At 69.1% G+C, this 16,434-nt stretch carries 15 protein-coding genes; 5 read left to right on the top strand and 10 right to left on the bottom strand.

The genetic code is table 11. From position 1 onward, the window contains the following. Window positions 1-3: 3 nt before the first annotated feature. The 6 genes from mreD to HNR07_RS16045 all read right to left on the bottom strand — a co-directional run bounded on the left by mreD (window position 4) and on the right by HNR07_RS16045 (window position 5,236). Window positions 4-564 carry a rod shape-determining protein MreD gene (mreD, locus tag HNR07_RS16020; RefSeq protein WP_184365684.1) on the bottom strand — a complete coding sequence of 187 codons (561 nt, stop codon included), beginning with the start codon at window positions 562-564 and terminating at the stop codon, window positions 4-6. Then, on the bottom strand, window positions 561-1,460 hold the full coding sequence (gene mreC, locus HNR07_RS16025; RefSeq protein WP_184365685.1) for a rod shape-determining protein MreC: 900 nt from the start codon (window positions 1,458-1,460) through the stop codon (window positions 561-563). The genes mreD and mreC overlap by 4 nt, the downstream gene beginning before the upstream one ends. A gap of 1 nt (window position 1,461) precedes the next feature. Continuing rightward, window positions 1,462-2,496 carry a rod shape-determining protein gene (locus HNR07_RS16030; protein ID WP_184365686.1) on the bottom strand — a complete coding sequence of 345 codons (1,035 nt, stop codon included), beginning with the start codon at window positions 2,494-2,496 and terminating at the stop codon, window positions 1,462-1,464. Window positions 2,497-2,742: 246 nt separating this feature from the next. Continuing rightward, on the bottom strand, window positions 2,743-3,147 hold the full coding sequence (gene ndk, locus HNR07_RS16035; RefSeq protein ID WP_017583473.1) for a nucleoside-diphosphate kinase: 405 nt from the start codon (window positions 3,145-3,147) through the stop codon (window positions 2,743-2,745). Window positions 3,148-3,434: 287 nt separating this feature from the next. Continuing rightward, complete coding sequence (locus tag HNR07_RS16040) at window positions 3,435-3,848, bottom strand: DUF4233 domain-containing protein (RefSeq protein WP_184365687.1); 414 nt, start codon at window positions 3,846-3,848, stop codon at window positions 3,435-3,437. Window positions 3,849-3,886: 38 nt separating this feature from the next. Next, window positions 3,887-5,236 (bottom strand): bifunctional folylpolyglutamate synthase/dihydrofolate synthase, encoded by a 1,350-nt coding sequence (locus tag HNR07_RS16045; RefSeq protein ID WP_184365688.1) that lies wholly within the window; start codon window positions 5,234-5,236, stop codon window positions 3,887-3,889. 111 nt (window positions 5,237-5,347) lie between these two features. Here HNR07_RS16045 and HNR07_RS16050 point away from each other — a divergent pair, with 111 nt between their 5' ends. The 4 genes from HNR07_RS16050 to HNR07_RS16060 all read left to right on the top strand — a co-directional run bounded on the left by HNR07_RS16050 (window position 5,348) and on the right by HNR07_RS16060 (window position 9,115). Beyond that, on the top strand, window positions 5,348-6,616 hold the full coding sequence (locus HNR07_RS16050) for a folylpolyglutamate synthase/dihydrofolate synthase family protein (protein ID WP_184365689.1): 1,269 nt from the start codon (window positions 5,348-5,350) through the stop codon (window positions 6,614-6,616). A 142-nt stretch (window positions 6,617-6,758) separates the two neighbouring features. Further along, on the top strand, window positions 6,759-7,631 hold the full coding sequence (locus HNR07_RS16055) for a hypothetical protein (RefSeq protein ID WP_184365690.1): 873 nt from the start codon (window positions 6,759-6,761) through the stop codon (window positions 7,629-7,631). A 774-nt stretch (window positions 7,632-8,405) separates the two neighbouring features. Beyond that, the gene (locus HNR07_RS36115; protein ID WP_376769977.1) at window positions 8,406-8,936 is read left to right on the top strand and encodes a Scr1 family TA system antitoxin-like transcriptional regulator; all 531 of its coding nucleotides are present in this window, start codon (window positions 8,406-8,408) and stop codon (window positions 8,934-8,936) included. Next, the gene (locus HNR07_RS16060; protein WP_184365691.1) at window positions 8,933-9,115 is read left to right on the top strand and encodes a DUF397 domain-containing protein; all 183 of its coding nucleotides are present in this window, start codon (window positions 8,933-8,935) and stop codon (window positions 9,113-9,115) included. The genes HNR07_RS36115 and HNR07_RS16060 overlap by 4 nt, the downstream gene beginning before the upstream one ends. 217 nt (window positions 9,116-9,332) lie before the next feature. Here HNR07_RS16060 and HNR07_RS16065 read toward each other — a convergent pair whose 3' ends face one another. From HNR07_RS16065 to HNR07_RS16080, 4 genes are all read right to left on the bottom strand, one after another. Next, a complete protein-coding gene (locus tag HNR07_RS16065; protein WP_184365692.1) occupies window positions 9,333-10,718 on the bottom strand; it encodes an LVIVD repeat-containing protein in 1,386 nt (461 codons plus the stop codon). Window positions 10,719-10,855: 137 nt separating this feature from the next. Continuing rightward, window positions 10,856-12,271 (bottom strand): LVIVD repeat-containing protein, encoded by a 1,416-nt coding sequence (locus HNR07_RS16070; RefSeq protein WP_184365693.1) that lies wholly within the window; start codon window positions 12,269-12,271, stop codon window positions 10,856-10,858. Window positions 12,272-12,415: 144 nt separating this feature from the next. Then, on the bottom strand, window positions 12,416-13,825 hold the full coding sequence (locus tag HNR07_RS16075) for an LVIVD repeat-containing protein (protein ID WP_184365694.1): 1,410 nt from the start codon (window positions 13,823-13,825) through the stop codon (window positions 12,416-12,418). Between the two features lie 147 nt (window positions 13,826-13,972). Continuing rightward, a complete protein-coding gene (locus tag HNR07_RS16080; RefSeq protein ID WP_184365695.1) occupies window positions 13,973-15,385 on the bottom strand; it encodes an LVIVD repeat-containing protein in 1,413 nt (470 codons plus the stop codon). 336 nt (window positions 15,386-15,721) lie between these two features. Here HNR07_RS16080 and HNR07_RS16085 point away from each other — a divergent pair, with 336 nt between their 5' ends. Next, entirely contained in the window at window positions 15,722-16,429 is a 708-nt protein-coding gene (locus HNR07_RS16085) for a DUF305 domain-containing protein (RefSeq protein WP_184365696.1), read from the top strand. Window positions 16,430-16,434 lie beyond the last annotated feature (5 nt).

Raw genomic sequence — 16,434 nt, forward strand, 5'->3', positions numbered from 1 at the left:
GGGTCACCACCCGCCCGTGGAGGTCGGCCCCTGGATGGTGGCGAAATCGCTCTCGGCGAGCAGCGAGCGCACCCACAGGACGGGCAGGGTGGCCAGTGGCGCGAACAGCGTGGTCAGCAGCGCGCCCACGGCGACGTTGCGGCCGACCGTGGCGAGGGTGACGTTGGCGTCGCCCATGACCAAGCCGACGAACGCGTATCCCACACCCACGCCCGCGGCGGTCACCGCGGTGATACCCAGGGCGGCCCAGGCCGAGATCCCGGTACCCGCGGAGCCGCCCAGGCCGGTGTTGGCGCGCAGTAGCGCCAGGACGTAGGCGGCCAGGCACAGCACCAGGGCGTAGCGGCCCATCGGGTGCTCGGCCGGGGGCAGCACGTCCATGGCCAGCCCCGCCGCGAACCCGCATCCGGCGGCCGAGGCCGGGCTGGTGGTCAGGGCCACGGCGACCACCGCGGCGAGCACGAGGTCGGGGCCGGGGCCCCACTCGAAGGGCAGGCGGTTGACGACGGTGGCCTGGGCGAGCACCGCGACGGTCACCATGAGCAGGGTCGCTGCGGTCCTCATTGGTCCCCCTCTGGCTTGGGTTTGGGCGGGAGCACGGAGTCGCGCGGGTCCTCGGCCGGGCCACCGACGACCACACCCACCATGTCCAGGGACGAGAAGTCCACGGCCGGGGTGATGCGGGCGATCCGGCTCAGCGCGCCGGGCGCGACCTGGACCTCGTCGACGGTGCCGATGGGCACCCCCGGCACGAAGGGCGCGCCGTCGTGCGATCCCAGCGTGACCACGCGGTCCCCCTCCTCGATGGGGGCCTCCATGTCGAACAGCTCCAGGGTCAGGTCGGCCTCGGGACCACCCGGGACGCTGCCGCCGGTGACCGCGCCGATCTTGCTGGTCTGCTCCAGACGTGCGCCGACCGCGGAGTTGACGTCGGTGGCGAGCTTGACGGTGGCGGTGCGGGGTCCGGCCTCGACGACCCGGCCGACCAGGCCGGAGCCATTGACCACGGTCATGTCGGGGCCGATCCCGGAGTCGGTGCCCGCGTCGATGGTGACCGTGTGCGCGTATCCCCGCGCGGTGGTGCGGGTGACGGCCTGCGCCGGGACGATCTCGTAACCGCCCAGGCCGGACAGGTGCAGGAGCTGGTCGAGCTGGTCCGCGCGCCCCTCGTCGAGACGGGCCGCCTGGAGGCCGGCCTCCAGTTCGGCGTTGGCGGCCTCCAGTTCGGCGATGCGCGCGGCCGCCTCGGGGCCCTGGCTGACGCCTTCGTAGAACGTGGCCGCGGGCCCGGTGACCAGGCCGACCCCGGCCGCGGTGGGCGCGAAGACGAGCTCTCCACCGCCGCGGGCCAGCGAGGTGACCGGGTTGCTCCCGGGGCGCGCGTCCAGGACGATCAGGACCACGGCCGCCGCGACCAGCACGGCGAGGAACAGCCGGGACCGAGGCGAGTCGCGGAGCATGTCAGCGCCGCCGTTCCGGGACCAGGACCTGGTGGAGGCGCTCGTAGTTCTCCACACAGGTGCCCGAGCCGACGGCGACCGAGTCGAGCGCGTTCTCGGCGACGTGGATGGGCATCCCCGTCTCGTGCAGGAGACGGTCGTCGAGGCCGCGCAGCATGGCGCCGCCGCCGGTGACCGCCACCCCCCGGTCCATGATGTCGCCGGAGAGTTCGGGCGGGCACTTGTCGAGGCTGGTGCGGACCGCGTCGATGATCGTGGTGACCGGCTCCTCGATGGCCTGGCGCACGTCGGACTCGGACAGCACGATGGTCTTGGGCAGGCCGCTGATGAGATCGCGTCCGCGCACCTCGGCGTGGAGCTCCTCCGAGCCGGTGGGGTAGGCGGAGCCGATGGCGAGTTTGAGCTCCTCGGCGGTGCGCTCCCCGATCATCAGGGAGTACTCCTTCTTGACGAAGGTCATGATCGCCTGGTCGAGTTCGTCACCGCCCACTCGGATGGACTGGGAGGTGACGATGCCGCCCATGGAGATGACGGCGACCTCGGTGGTACCGCCGCCGATGTCCACGACCATGTTGCCGGTGGGCTCGTGGACGGGGAGCCCGGCGCCGATGGCGGCGGCCATGGGCTCCTCGATGATGTACACGCGGCGGGCCCCGGCCTGGTAGCCCGCCTCCTTGACCGCACGGTGCTCGACCGACGTGATGCCGCTGGGGACGGCGACGATGATGCGGGGTTTGGCGAAGTGGCGGCGGCGGTGGATCTTCTGGATGAAGTACCGGAGCATCCGCTCGGTGACCTCGAAGTCGGCGATGACGCCGTCCTTGAGGGGGCGGATGGCGGTGATGTTGGTCGGCGTGCGGCCGATCATCTGCTTGGCCTCGATACCGACCGCCACGATCTTGCCGGTCGAGGTGTTGAGCGCGACCACCGACGGCTCGTTCAGAACGATGCCGCGCCCACGTACGTACACGAGTGTGTTGGCGGTACCAAGGTCTACGGCCATGTCCCGGCCGAGAAATGCAAGGTTGTTCGGCATGTAACGTCCTCAGAGGCGCCGTGTCGGGCGTGGACGTGCGGCACGACCATACGTAGTCGTTCCAGCACGTTAGGTATCTAGTCCCCCGTATCGTAACGGTCAGCACTTAGTCCGTTACGCAAACACACCGAATTGTTGCCTCGTCAGCGGACGAATGGTGAGAAAACAGCTGTGTCCCGGGGTGCGTACGCACCCCGGGACACCAAGAGTAGGCCGCTGGGGCCCGAATCCCCCGTAGGAACGGGTCTACAGGTCGGGGAAGAAGAGCTTGATCTCGCGCTCGGCGGAGTAGGTGGAGTCCGAACCGTGCACGATGTTCTTCTGCACCTCCAGGGCGAAATCGCCGCGGATGGTGCCGGGCGCGGCGGTGACCGGGTCCGTGGCACCGGCCAGGGCGCGGAAGGCCTCGATGGCGCGCTCGCCCTCGACCACCATGGCGACCAGCGGGCCACCGGTGATGAACTCCACCAGCGAGTCGAAGAACGGACGCGAGGCGTGCTCCTCGTAGTGCGTCTTGGCGGTGTCGGCGTCGAGCGTGCGCAGCTCCATCGCGACCAGGTTCAGGCCCTTGCGCTCGATGCGCGAGATGACCTCGCCGACGATGTTGCGGCGGACACCGTCGGGCTTGATGAGAACGAGAGTGCGCTCCACGTGCGTTTCAACTCCTCACTGGGAACCCCCCGCGTGGCGCGCGCAGGCGTGGCGCCCGCGGTCGCGACCGCACGCGGTGGGTTGTACGGGTGTGTGCCCGGGGCTCGGGCCTGTTCGGCGGATCAACCGGAAGCATCCACCTCGCACGCCCTGGGGAACGAGGCGAGGGGACGGTCCGCCGTGCGCGGACCCGTTCGCTCGTCTGCCCGGACGTGCGTCACACTATCGCGTTTGCCACCGGGGCGCGGTGGGCGTGCCGGTTCTCCGCAGCCCACCGCCGCCAGCGGCTACGCCGACCTGGTGCCCCCGGTCGCGCCGGCGGCCTCGGAGGCCTGGCCGGTCGCGGACTCCTGGGAGCCCTCCGTGGCCTGGGCGTACGCGGCGTGCGCCGCGCGCGTCTGGTCGACCTTGCGGCCCAGGATCACACCGGTGACCCACAGGGACACGAACACGATAGCGACCAGGAGCGCCCCGGTGACCATGAAGGAGGTGAACAGGAAGGCCGCCTGGAGCACCCAGGCCGCGTAGTGCGCCCAGGTGTGCTTCTGCAGGACGGACAGCACCAGCGCGGCCAGTGCCATCCCGCCCCAGACGCCGCCGGCCAGAGCCGGGTCGGCGCCTTCCAGGTTGATGGCGATGGGGATCGCCAGGCCGATCACGATGGCCTCGAAAACGAGGACTACGGCGCAGAGTGTGCGCACGGCGGTTTCCCTTCGTCGGTTGGGTGGAGTGCTTGCCGCTACTCCCCTGAACCGCGCAGCAGGTGCACGGCGTCACCCGAGGTGACCACCGACCCGGTGACCAGCACACCGACCCCGCCGAACTCGCCGCCCGCCTCGGCCAGGCCTACCGCCTGGTCGATGGCGTCGTCGAGCCGGGGAGCCAGGTGGACGCGGTCCTCACCGAAGATCTGCTTGGCGATGTCGGACAGCTGAACCGGGTCGAGGGACCGCGGCGAGGAGTTGCGGGTGACCACGAGCTCGTCGAGCAGTGGTTCCAGGGGCTCCAAAATCCCCTCAACGTCCTTGTCGGCCATGACCGCGACCACGCCGATCAGCCGGGAGAAGGAGAAGGCCTCCTCCACGGCGGCGGCGGTGGCGATCATTCCGGCCGGGTTGTGCGCTGCGTCGGCGATGACGGTCGGGCTGGTGCGCACGACCTCCATCCGGCCCGGGGACTCCAGTCCGGCCAGGGCCTCGCCGACGATCACGGGGTCGAGTCCGGCGGCGTCCTCGGAGGCGGAGAAGGCCTCCACGGACGCGATGGCCACAGCGGCGTTGCTGGCCTGGTGCTCGCCGAACAACGGCAGGAAGAGGTTGTCGTAGTTCCCGGTGAGGCCCTTGACGGCGAACTGCTGCCCGCCGACGGCCACCTCCCGGGAGGTCACCCCGAACTCCAGCCCCTCCCGGGCCACGGTGGAACCGACCTCGGCGGCGTGCCGGACCAGGACCTCCGCGGCGGGCAGCGGCTGCTGCGCCATGACGGTGACGGACTGGGGCTTGATGATGCCCGCCTTCTCCTCGGCGATGCCGTCGAGGGTGTCGGGCAGGTAGTCGGTGTGGTCGATGCCGATGGGCGTGACGACCGCGACGTCGCCGTCGACGACGTTGGTGGCGTCCCAGGTACCGCCCATGCCGACCTCCACCACCGCGACGTCCACGGGGGTGTCGGCGAAGACGGCGTAGGCCATGACCGTGAGGATCTCGAAGAACGACAGCCGGACGTCGTTCATCGAGTCGGCCATCTCCAGGAAGGGGCGGATGTCGTCGTAGGCCTCGACGAACCGTCCCTGGCTGATGGGCTCACCGTCGACGACGATGCGTTCGCGCACCGTCCGCAGGTGGGGACTGGTGTAGCGGCCCACCCGCAGGCCTCGGCCGCGCATGAGCGCGTCGATCATGCGGGCGGTGGACGTCTTGCCGTTGGTCCCGGTGACATGGATGACCCGGAAGTTGCGCTGCGGGTCGCCCAGCAGGTCCAGCACCGTGCGGACACGGTCCAGACGAGGATCGATGTCAGATTCGGGTGCGCGGGAGAGAATCTCCGCGGTGACCTCGGCGTAGCGCTCTGCGGCGCTCGCCTCACTCACGGCGTCTCGGTGATCGGGGTGTACACCCGCGCCAGTGTACGCGGCCTCACCTGGGCACGGACTCCGGGTCGGGTGCGCGAAGCCCGGCGTGGGGCGGACCATACTGTGGTCATGCCCAGCCTTGACCCGGTCGTCGCCCCCTTCTTCTCCGAGTGGGCGGGCCGCCGCCCCGGACAGTCCCGCAGCCTGGACCGCGCGAGTGCGCTGATGGCCGCCCTGAACCTGGACCCGGCGCCCGTACCGGTACTCGGGGTGGTCGGCTCCAAGGGCAAGGGGAGCACGGCCACGTACGCGGCGGCGACGCTGTCCGCCGCCGGGCTCCGGACCGTCCTGGTCACCGGCCCGAGCTTCCGGGGATACCGCGAACGGGTCCGGGTCGACGGGCTGTCGGTGACCGACGAAGAACTCCGCTCCCTGGGCGAGGCAGTCGAGACGGCCCGCCGAGAACTGCCCTCCCCCGCCCGGAGCGGCGGCTACCTGGCGCCGAGCGGCCTGTTCCTGATCGCCGGGCTCCTGCACGCCCGCGCGGTCGGCGCCGACGCGTGCGTCCTGGAGGCCGGAATGGGCGGCCACCGCGACGAGCTCAGGCTGGTCGGCCCGGAGGTGGTGGCGCTTGGCATGGTTTTTGCCGAGCACCTGGGGATTCTTGGCGACACCGTGACGGAGATCGCCCGCGAGAAGACCCGGGTGGCCGACCCGGACCGGACCCGGGCCCTGGTGACCCTGCCGCAGAGCCCCGAGGTGGCCCCGGTCGTCAGCGAGACCCTGCACGAGGTCACCGAGGGCCGGGTCTCCCCGCGGGTGGTGGACCCCGCGACCGCTGAGGAGCCGCCGCGGGAGCTGCGGCCCTCGGGCCTGTCCGCCGCCTCCGGTGTCCTGGGGACGGCCGCCGCCACCCGCATGCTGGAACTGCTCGGGCACCCGGCGGCCGCCCCGGAACGCCTCCACTCCGTTCTGGGCACCGTCACCCTGCCCGCCCGCCTGTCCCGGCACACCGTGCCCGGCTCGACCGCCGAGGTGGTGGTGGACTCGGCCATCGACCGCGTCGGCGTGGCCGCCGCCCTAGCCCACGCCCGCGCGCTGTGGGGCGGTGTGGACCACGTGCTGCTGTGCCTGCCCGACCACAAGGACGTCTCCGGCGCGGTCAGCGCCCTCGAAGGCCTGCCCGTGACCGCGGTCCGCCTGCCCGAGGCCCACCTGCGCTTCGACCACGACCTCCCCGCCCACTGGGACCGTGTCGGCGCCGAGGGCCTCTCCCCCGCCACCGTCACCGCGTTGGGCCAGCGTGTCCTGGCCCTGGGCACGGTCTACTTCACCGGACGCGTGCTGGAGGTCCTGGACGCCCCCACCGACCGCCTGTTCGACGCGAACCGCGCATAGGTCTCGCGCCCTCGACCCGTCATCCGCAAAAGGCCCGTGTACCTGCGGACATGACGGCATGATCACCCTTGGTCACCCCCTCGGCGGCCGGACGAGCGCTTCGACGCGTGCGTTCGGCCTCCCCCGAGCTCCAAGGAGCCGCATGCCCACACGCGAGCACGAGATCCCTCTGCGGCTCGTCCAGAACCAACCGGCCATGGCCCCGGCACTGCTGGAGTACCTGGGCTTCGAGGTGCCCCGGTACACCGAGGCGCTCAACACCAGTTCGGTACTGACCAACTGCGACCCCAAGGAGTTCAACGGCGACGGCGCTGTCGTGCTGCGCGACGGCACCGAGAACGTGATGGCGGTGGTGGTCGAACGCCAACACGGCCATGACAAGGACAAGCGCCGCAGTTGGCCCGCCTACCTGGTCACCCTGCACGTCCGGCTGGAGTGCCCGACGATGCTGCTGGTCCTGTGCCCGAGCGACGCGATGGCCCGCTGGTGCGCCCAGCCGATCCGGACCGGCCACCCGGGTTTCGACCTGGTTCCGCTGACTATCGGCCCGACCCGGATGCCGGTCGTCGCCAGGGAAGAAGAGGCCCGGATACTCCCCGAACTGGCGGTGCTCTCGGCCCACGCCCACGGAAACGACGATCACCGCACCCTACGCGCGGTGATCGGGGCGCTGGATTCCACGCCCGAGATGAACCGGGCGTTTTATTATGACTATGTGCTGTCCGGCCTCAACGAGGCCGCTCGGAAGGAGCTGGAGAGCTTGATGGCCGTGGAAACCTACGAGTGGCAGAGCGACTTCGCACGCAAGTACGTCGGCATCGGCCGAGAAGAGGGCCGCGAGGAAGGCCGTGCTTCCGGGGTTGCCCGGAGTGTGATCTCGGTTCTGGAAGCGCGAGGCTTCGACGTAACCGGCAAGATCCGCGAACGGATCGAGAGCTGCACGGACCTGGAGACCCTGGAGAAGTGGGTTCCCGCCGCCGTAACCGTGGACCGGCCCGAAGACCTCTTCGACTGATGGCGGGTGGGCTGGCTCCGGGTCAGAGCCAGCCCCTTCGTCGGGCCGTATGGACCGCTTCGGCCAGTTCACAGACGGGGAACGTACACGAGTGCCTCACCGCGTACGGGCCCGTACAGAAAGCGAAAGCCCCGCCGGTCGTGCCGACGGGGCGGTGTTCGCGTAGTGGTTACCGTTTCCGCTGCCAGGGTTCCGGGAGCGGAGCCCCGGCACGGAGCGCGGCGTCGAGCTCGTGCCACAGCGCGCGGGCGGAGCGGAGGGCGACGAAGGACCGCGCGGCACCGCACAGCGCGCCGTGTCTGTTCTCGCTGAGCACGGACTCGTCCGTGTGTCGAACGGCAAGGGAGCGTGGCCGGTACACCCCTAGACGAAACCCCCGGAGCGCAATCCGAGGGCTCGTTACCCGTGTTCCGTTCGGAGAAGGAGCACATACGGTCAAAGATGCCCGTCCGGGCATTCTCCGGACGTATTGAGCAACTTTCCGCAGTCAGTACACATGTGGGTCCTTCCAGTCGAGGTCACGGGACTCGCTGAGTGATGCCGCAGGCGCGGCACTGTTGAATTCGGGAACCGGGGGCACGGTTCCAATCGTGCGGCGGACACCCCGACGCTGACGGTGGTCCGCCCCTGCGCGGAAGCGGCGGGCTCTCCCCCGTGCGCGGAGCGGGCACCTGAGGACGGCGCGGCCGTGTTAGCCGCGCGAGGTCATCGAACGTGCGAACTGGAGCGGTCATATCCGCCCCAAGAGTTCACTCGTGAGCCAACGGGCAAGGGATTCCTCCTCGCCCTTCCGGCCAAACCGAAGCCGCAGCCAGGCACGTCACCCTGGTCGCGCCTGCGGGTGTGCCCGGGATGCTACAAGCGCCCGAATACGCCACAGAGGTCTTCCGCGCAGCCAGTCCCATGGCCAGCGCGGAAGACCTCGCGAGTCTGGTTACGCTCCGGTGCGAGCGTCTTTCTGCTCTACCCGAACTGCGAGTCACGGCGGTGTTCCCCGCGACAGCGGTCGGTGGGCTCTCGCCGCCTCTTCAAAGCGCGCAGGCGAAACATCTTCTGGCCTGGGCGGAAACCGGACGTGTGACCGTGTGTCTCGCTCCGTTGGGAACCTCGATGATCGTGCCGGTCGCTCCCCTCATGAACTACCGGCTACGATCCGGCGAGAGGATCATCGCGAGCGATCACGCAGACGGTACCGTTCTACTAACCGCCGACGCGACGGAACGCGTAGACGCGGTGGTCACGGCAGCTTGGACCACCGCGTTGCCGGTCGCCTCCTCCTTGGGGTACCTGGAGAGCCTCACATGAGCACCCCCGCCAAGTGGCACAAGAGCAGCTACAGCGCCAACGGGAACAACTGCGTGGAGGCCCGCGAGTCCGCCCGCGGTGCGGACGTCCGCGACACCCAGCACCGGGAAGCGGGCCACCTGTCGTTCCCCATCGCAGAATGGACCGCCCTCGTAGGGGATCTCCGCGCGAACCGCTGAACGCCTCCGCATCACCGCGCCCCTTGGTCTGGCACCGGGGAGTCGTGGTGGACATGTCCCCGGCCTCGCCGAGCTGGGCCCGCCGGACCATGACAGAACTCACGGGTGGCCCGCGTGCGGTCCCCTGGTGCGCGGCGAGGGGTCGGGGAGAGTGCTCTCCCCGACCCCTCGTATTGGCCCTCGAACCAGTCCTCGAACCGGGTTCGTCCCTTCTCGCCTACCGGCCGGGGCGGTAGACGGGCTGGGTCTGCGGGTTGAACTCGTCGTAGGTGACGCGCTCGGCCGCGCGCAGGCGCGGGTCGGTGATCTTGAGGACGTCCAGGCCGCGCTCGATGTCGGAGGAGTACACGTAACCGTTGTAGTAGTACGCCGACCAGGTGTCGTTGTCCTGGATGTCCGGGTCGATCCGGGAATCGGCGTCGAAGTAGCCGATCTCGCGCGGGTTCCTCGGGTCGTTGAAGTCGATCACCGAGACGCCGCCCTGGTACCAGGACTGCACGAAGTAGTCCTTCCCGGGAACCGGGATCAGCGAGCCGTTGTGCGCCACGCAGATCTGGTCGCCCTGGTGGCGGTCGATCTTGAAGTAGCTGGCGAACTCCAGCGTGGCGTCGGCGCCCTTGCCCTTGATGGTGTAGATGGCGTTGGCACCGCGCTCGGGGCCGATCTCCTCGGTGCAGGTCGGGGCTCCGCCGCCGCCGAGTTCGTCGGTGAACAGGACGGTCCTGGCGTCGTTGGTGAACGTGGCCGAGTGCCAGAACGCGAAGTTCTCGTCCTGGATCACCTCGGTGACCACCGGCTCCAGCGGATCGCTGATGTCCATCAGGATGCCGTCGCCCATGCAGGCGCCGGCGGCCAGGTCCTTGGTGGGGAAGACCGTGATGTCGTGGCAGCCCTGAGTGGGCAGCAGCAGGTTGTCCTGGTCGTGGTTGCCGCCGTCGGGGAAGAGCACCGGCTCACTGGCGACGGCCGCCGAGGCCGGGTCCTCCAGCGGGACCTCGATGACCGAGATCTTGTCGTGCGGCGGCTGGCAGTTCGGGAAGTTCACCGAGGGCGAGTACGAGGAGACGTACACGTACTCGCGCTCCTCGTCGCCGGGCACCAGGGTCAGGGTGTGCGAACCGCAGTCGGTGCGCACCGCCGACACGTACTGCGGGTTGGCCTTGTCGGAGATGTCGAAGATCCGCACGCCCTCGAACCCGTTCGGGTCGGTGACCGGGACCGCCGGAGCGCCGCACTCGTCGCTGGCCCGGGGGTAGTCAACGGCGAAGTACAGCAGGTCGCCGCTGACCGACACGTCGCCCTGGCCGCCGGGGCACAGCACCTCGGAGACGACCGTCGGGGACTCCGGGTCGGAGATGTCGTAGACGACGAACCCGTCGTAGTTACCACCGATCGCGTAGTCGCCGGTGAACGCCAGGTCCGAGTTGACGTTGTTGACCGCCTCGGGCTTGGGCACGTTGGTGACGAACTCGACGTTGTCGCTGGAGATGTCGTCGGAGGGCGGCGTGTCGGCGTGAGCCGCCGCCGGGCCGAGCAGTCCGGCGAGCACAGCAGCGGCCGCGGCCGTCGCCAGTGCGGCCACACGGCGCGGTGAGGTGCGCATGGGTCTCTCTTTCCTGTGATGGGGGTGTCCCGTGCCCCCCCGGGGCCGGCCGGGGGCGGAGGGTGGGACAGGGGGGAGCACGCGGGGGTGCCGCGCGTGGCTCGCGCGGCACCCCGGTACGTCACAGCCGACCGTGGCTACCTGCCTGGGCGGTAGTTCGGCTGGGTCTGCGGGTTGAACTCGTCGAAGACGACGCGCTCAGCCGGTCGCAGGCGCGGGTCGGTGATCTTGAGGACGTCCAGGCCCCGGCGCATGTCCGAGGAGTAGACGTAGCCGTTGTAGTAGTACGCCGACCAGGTGCTGCCGTTCTCCATGTCCGGGTCGATCCGGGAGTCGGCGTCGAAGTAGCCGATCTCGCGCGGCTTCCTCGGGTTGTTGAAGTCGATGACCGACACCCCGCCCTGGTACCAGGACTGCACGAAGAAGTCCTGGCCCGGAACCGGGATCAGCGAACCGTTGTGCGCCACGCAGTTCTGCTGGGTCCCCTGGTGGCGGTCGATCTTGAAGTAGCTGGCGAACTCCAGGCTGTGTCCGTCGCTGGTCTCCTTGAGCTGGTAGATGGCGTTGGCGCCGCGCTCGGGGCCGATCTCCTCGGTGCAGGTGGCCGCACCGCCACCGCCGAGCTCGTCGGTGAACAGGACCGACTTGGCGTCGTTGGTGAACGTGGCCGAGTGCCAGAACGCGAAGTTCTCGTCCTGGACGACCTCGGTCACGACCGGGTTGACCGGGTCGGAGATGTCCATGATGATGCCGTCGCCCATGCACGCGCCCGCGGCCAGGTCCTTGGCCGGGTAGACCGTGATGTCGTGGCAGCCCTCGGTGGGACGCAGCAGGCCGGGCTGGTCGTGGTTGCCGCCGTCGGGGAAGAGCACCGGCTCGTTGATGACCGCGGCCGAGGCCGGGTCGTCCAGCGGGACCTCGATGATCGAGATCTTGTCGTGCGGCGGCTGGCAGTTCGGGAAGTTCACCGAGGGCGCGTAGGACGAGACGTAGATCAGGTCGCTGGCCCCGTCCTCGGTGGGGACGAGGGTGAGGGTGTGCGAACCGCAGTCGGTGCGCACGGCGGCGACGTACTGCGGGTTGGCCTTGTCGGAGATGTCGAAGATCCGCACGCCCTCGAACCCGTTCGGGTCGGTGACCGGGACCGCCGGGGCACCGCACTCGTCGGTGGCGCGCGGGGAGTCCACCGCGAAGTAGAGCAGGTCGCCGCTGACGGACACGTCGCCCTGACCACCGGGGCAGACCACCTCGGAGATGATCTGGGGGTCGGCCGGGTTCGCGACGTCGTAGATGACGAAGCCGTCGTAGTTGCCGCCGATGACGTGGTCACCGGTGAAGGCCAGGTCGGAGTTGGTGTTGCTGACGGCCGCCGGTTTGGGCACGTTCGCGATGTGCTCGACGTTATCGCTGGTGACGCTGTCGGAAGGGGGCGTGTCGGCGTGGGCCGCCACCGGACCGAGGAGACCGGCGAACAGGGTCGCGGCCGCGGTGAGCGCGACAGCGGTCGCACCTCGCAGACCGCGTCCTGCCCGTGTCGGGGGAGCTGCGGGCATGGTTTCTCCAGATCGTTTCACGTTGGGGGACGGGGGTTGGGGGATGCTGTGCGGCGGGGCCGCGGCCGCTCGGCCGCGGCCCCGGTCTCTCCCGTTTGCCCTGACTCCCCAGGAGGAGCCACCGGGAGAGAATCGTGGGTCGCGTCAGCGCCCGGGTCGGTAGCTCGGCTGCGACTGCGGGTTGAACTCGTCGTAGGTGACGCGTTCGGCGGAGCGCAGGCGCGGGTCGGTGAGCTTGAGGACGTCCAGCCCGCGGGTGATGTCGGAGGAGTAGACGTAGCCGTTGTAGTAGTAGGCCGACCAGGAACCGGCGGTACGCAGCCTCTCCGGGTCGACCGGGCCGCGGTCGAAGTAGCCGATCTCGCGCGGGTTCCTCGGGTCGTTGAAGTCGATCACCGACACCCCGCCCTGGTACCAGGACTGCACGAAGAAGTCCTGGCCCGGAACCGGGATCAGCGAACCGTTGTGCGCCACGCAGTTCTCGGTGTCGCTCTGCACGCGCGGGATCTTGTAGTAGCTCTCGAACTCCAGCGAGGGGTCCTCGTCGGTGCCGCCGATCGTGTAGATGGCGTTGGCTCCGCGCTCGACCCCGTAGTCCTCGGTGCAGATGGCGCCGCCACCACCGCCGAGCTCGTCGGTGAAGATCACGGTGCCCGCGTCGTTGGTGAACGTGGCGGAGTGCCAGAACGCGAAGTTCGAGTCCTGGACCACGTCGGTGACTACGGGGTGCACGGGGTCGGAGATGTCCATCAGGATGCCGTCGCCCATGCACGCGCCCGCGGCGAGGTCGATCTCGGGGTAGGCGGTGATGTCGTGGCAACCGCTGGTTCTGGTGTTGCCGCCGTCCGGGAACAGGACCGGCTCGCTGACCACCGCCGCCTCGGCGGGGTCCTCGATCGGGATCTCGATCACGGAGATCTTGTCGTGCGGCGGCTGGCAGTTCGGGAAGTTCACCGAGGGCGAGTACGAGGAGACGTACACGTAGTCGTGTTCGCCGTCCTTGCCCGGCACCAGGGTGTTGGTGTGCGAGCCGCAGTCGGTGGCCACGGCGGCGACGTACTGCGGGTTGGCCTTGTCCGAGATGTCGAAGACCCGGATGCCCTCGAACCCGTTCGGGTCCGTGGTGGGCACGGCGGGCGCGCCGCACTCGTCACTGGCGCGGGGGTAGTCCACGGAGAAGTACAGCAGGTCACCGCTGACCGAGACGTCACCCTGGCCGCCGGGGCACAGCACCTCGGAGACCACTGTCGGGGACTCCGGATCGGAGATGTCGTAGACGACGAAACCGTTGTAGTTGCCGCCGATCGCGTAGTCGCCCGTGAAGGCCAGGTCCGAGTTGAAGTCGTCCATGGCCTCGGACTTGGGGACGTTGGTGACGTGGGTGACGTTCGCGCTGGTCTCGGCGTCGCTCTCGAAGGGGGCCTGGTCCGCCGAGGCGGCGGCCGGACCGAGAAGCCCCGTGGTCAGGGTGGTGGCACCGATGAGAGCGAACCCTGTCAGGCCTCGTCGGTACAGCGGGCGTCTCGAGCGGGAGGGAACGGGGGATGACGCCATGTGTACTCCTGATTCCGATTGGAGCGAAACAGGAAGAACGTACACAGTTCAACATCAATATGTATAGAGGGAAACAAAAGAAACATGGTTGTTAACACGGTGTAGAGCTGACCCGATCTGGCTACGCACAGTGCCTAGGCTTCGCCGTCACGACCGCCCCTCGGGGACCCCGGGGAGCTCGGGCTGCGACTGCGGGTTGAACTCGTCCAGGACCGTCTCAGCAGCTCCCTCGAAACGGGGGTCGGTGAGTTCGAGGACGTCCAGGCCGCGCTCGATGTCCGACGAGTAGACGTGCCCGTTGTAGTAGTAGGCCGACCAGGAACCGGCGGTGCGCAGGCTCTCCGGGTCGACCGGGCCGCGGTCGAAGTGGCCCACCTCGACCGGCTGGTCGGGGTCGTTGAGGTCGATGACCGAGACGCCGCCCTGGTACCAGGACTGCACGAAGAAGTCCTGGCCCGGAACCGGAATCAGCGAACCGTTGTGCGCCACACAGTTCTCAGTTTCGGACTGATGACGGGGCAATTTGTAGTAGCTCCGAAAATGCAGCTCAGGGCTGTTTCCAGAGGTGTCCAGCGAGTAGACGGCGTTGGCTCCCCGCTCGGGGCCGATCTCCTCGTTGCAGGTGGCCGCGCTGCCGCCGCCGAGTTCGTCGGTGAAGATCACGTTCTTCGCGTCGTTGGTGAACGTGGCCGAGTGCCAGAACGCGAAGTTCTCGTCTTGGACGCGTGCCACGACCACCGGGTCGACCGGGTCGGAGATGTCCAGCAGCACGCCGTCGCCCAGGCAGGCCGCCGCGGCCAAGCCCTTGGCGGGGTAGGCCGTGATGTCGTGGCAGCCGGTGGTGGTGCGGTGGCCGCCGTCCGGGAACAGGACCGGCTCGCTGACCACCGCCGCCCCGGCCGGATCGTCGATCGGGATCTCGATCACGGAGATCTTGTCGTGCGGCGGTCGGCAGTTCGGGAAGTCCGCCGAGGGCGAGTACGAGGACACGTACACGTAGTCGTGTTCCCCGTCCTCGCCGGGCACCAGGGTGTTGGTGTGCGAACCGCAGTCGGTGGCCACCGAAGCGACGTACTGCGGGTTGGCGCGGTCGGAGATGTCGAAGATCCGCAAGCCTTCGAACGCGTCCGGGTCACTGGCCGGGGCGGGCGGCGCGCCGCACTCGTCGGTGGCGCGCGGGTAGTCCACGGAGAAGTACAGCAGGTCACCACTGACAGTGACGTCGCCCTGACCACCGGGGCACAGAACTGTGGCCACCACGAGGGGGTCGGCCGGGTCGGAGATGTCGTGGACGACGAAGCCGTCGTAGTTGCCGACGATGGCGTGGTCTCCGGTGAAGGCGAGGTCGGAGTTGAACGCCGAACCCAGCACCTGGGGTTTGGGGACGTTGGCCAGGTGCACCACTCCCCCGCTCGTACTCACACCGTCGGCGGCGCTGGCTCCGGGTACCAGCAGGCCCAGCGCCGCCGCCACCGAGGAGACCGTCAGGGTTCCCCGGCCCCGGAGCCCGCAGCGCCGGACCCCACCGAACCGAAGCCCTCGCCCCGTTCCCGAAGCCATGCCCCCACCCCCCGAAAAACACCCAAAGAAGTTATTTGACTACTTTGGGTTGTATATCTGCCATGCGCCACAGACCAGACGAAACGCCGAGCACGGGCATCTCACCCCTGAATGCCGTACCTGGGCACCACGCGCGTCACATGGGCGTACTCGCAACCACGCGGGCGTCCGCACGCAACACAAAAGCCGCACACGACGGGGCCAACACGCGCTCGGCACTGGACAAAACACCCACGGAGTGAGTAGAAAACCCGCAGGATGTCGCGTTCATCGAGTCGCGGTCACCCCTACCGGCGGACACCCGCCCCGCCGGCCCCCACCCCTGAAGGAGACCCCGTGCGTCGCCTGGCACTCGCAGCCGGAACCGCCCTCGTACTGCTCGGAGTCTCGGCCTGTACCGGCGATGACGGCGAGCAGTCCGCCAACGTCATCGCCCCCGGAGCCCCCGGAGAGGCCTCAACCCCCGCCACGGCCGAGCAGATCGCCGCCCTCGCCGAGGAGCAGGGCCACAACGAGGCCGACGTCACCTACCTGGTGAAGATGATCGAGCACCACGCCCAGGCCCTGGAGATGACCGAACTGGTCGAGGACCGCTACGAGCGCGACGGCATCGAGCGCATCGCCGACCGCATCTCCGCCGCGCAGGGGCCCGAGATCTCCGCGATGGAGAGCTGGCTGGAGGTGAACGTCTTCGGCCCGGCCCGGGAGAATCCCGCCTACCAGAACTTCTGCGGGCTGGAGGGCGACGGCAGCCACCACTCCGGGGAGGACGACGTGGTCGAGTGCGACCTCCAGGTCGACCACGAGGACATGGAGGGCATGGTCTCCGACGAGGACATGCGGCGCCTCGCCGACGCCGAGGGCGACGACTTCGACCAGCTCTTCGTGGAACTCATGACCGTCCACCACGAAGGCGCGGTCACCATGGCCGAGCAGGTCATGGCGGAGGGCAAGGACCAGGAGGTCCTGCGGATGGCCAACGACCTCATCGCCGAGCAGAACACCGAGATCGCCCGCATGGAGAAGGTCCTGGCGGGCGACTGAGGCGC

Origin of the sequence: Nocardiopsis metallicus (assembly GCF_014201115.1) — a bacterium.
In the GTDB taxonomy this organism is placed as follows: Bacteria; Actinomycetota; Actinomycetes; order Streptosporangiales; family Streptosporangiaceae; genus Nocardiopsis; species Nocardiopsis metallicus.

Coding starts and splice junctions, on each gene's coding strand:
- mreC (WP_184365685.1), bottom strand. CDS start 1,460: ATGCTCCGCGACTCGCCTCGGTCCCGGCTGTTCCTCGCCGTGCTGGTC.
- HNR07_RS16070 (WP_184365693.1), bottom strand. CDS start 12,271: ATGCCCGCAGCTCCCCCGACACGGGCAGGACGCGGTCTGCGAGGTGCG.
- HNR07_RS16030 (WP_184365686.1), bottom strand. CDS start 2,496: ATGCCGAACAACCTTGCATTTCTCGGCCGGGACATGGCCGTAGACCTT.
- HNR07_RS16055 (WP_184365690.1), top strand. CDS start 6,759: ATGCCCACACGCGAGCACGAGATCCCTCTGCGGCTCGTCCAGAACCAA.
- HNR07_RS16080 (WP_184365695.1), bottom strand. CDS start 15,385: ATGGCTTCGGGAACGGGGCGAGGGCTTCGGTTCGGTGGGGTCCGGCGC.
- HNR07_RS16060 (WP_184365691.1), top strand. CDS start 8,933: ATGAGCACCCCCGCCAAGTGGCACAAGAGCAGCTACAGCGCCAACGGG.
- HNR07_RS16065 (WP_184365692.1), bottom strand. CDS start 10,718: ATGCGCACCTCACCGCGCCGTGTGGCCGCACTGGCGACGGCCGCGGCC.
- HNR07_RS16050 (WP_184365689.1), top strand. CDS start 5,348: ATGCCCAGCCTTGACCCGGTCGTCGCCCCCTTCTTCTCCGAGTGGGCG.
- HNR07_RS16075 (WP_184365694.1), bottom strand. CDS start 13,825: ATGGCGTCATCCCCCGTTCCCTCCCGCTCGAGACGCCCGCTGTACCGA.
- mreD (WP_184365684.1), bottom strand. CDS start 564: ATGAGGACCGCAGCGACCCTGCTCATGGTGACCGTCGCGGTGCTCGCC.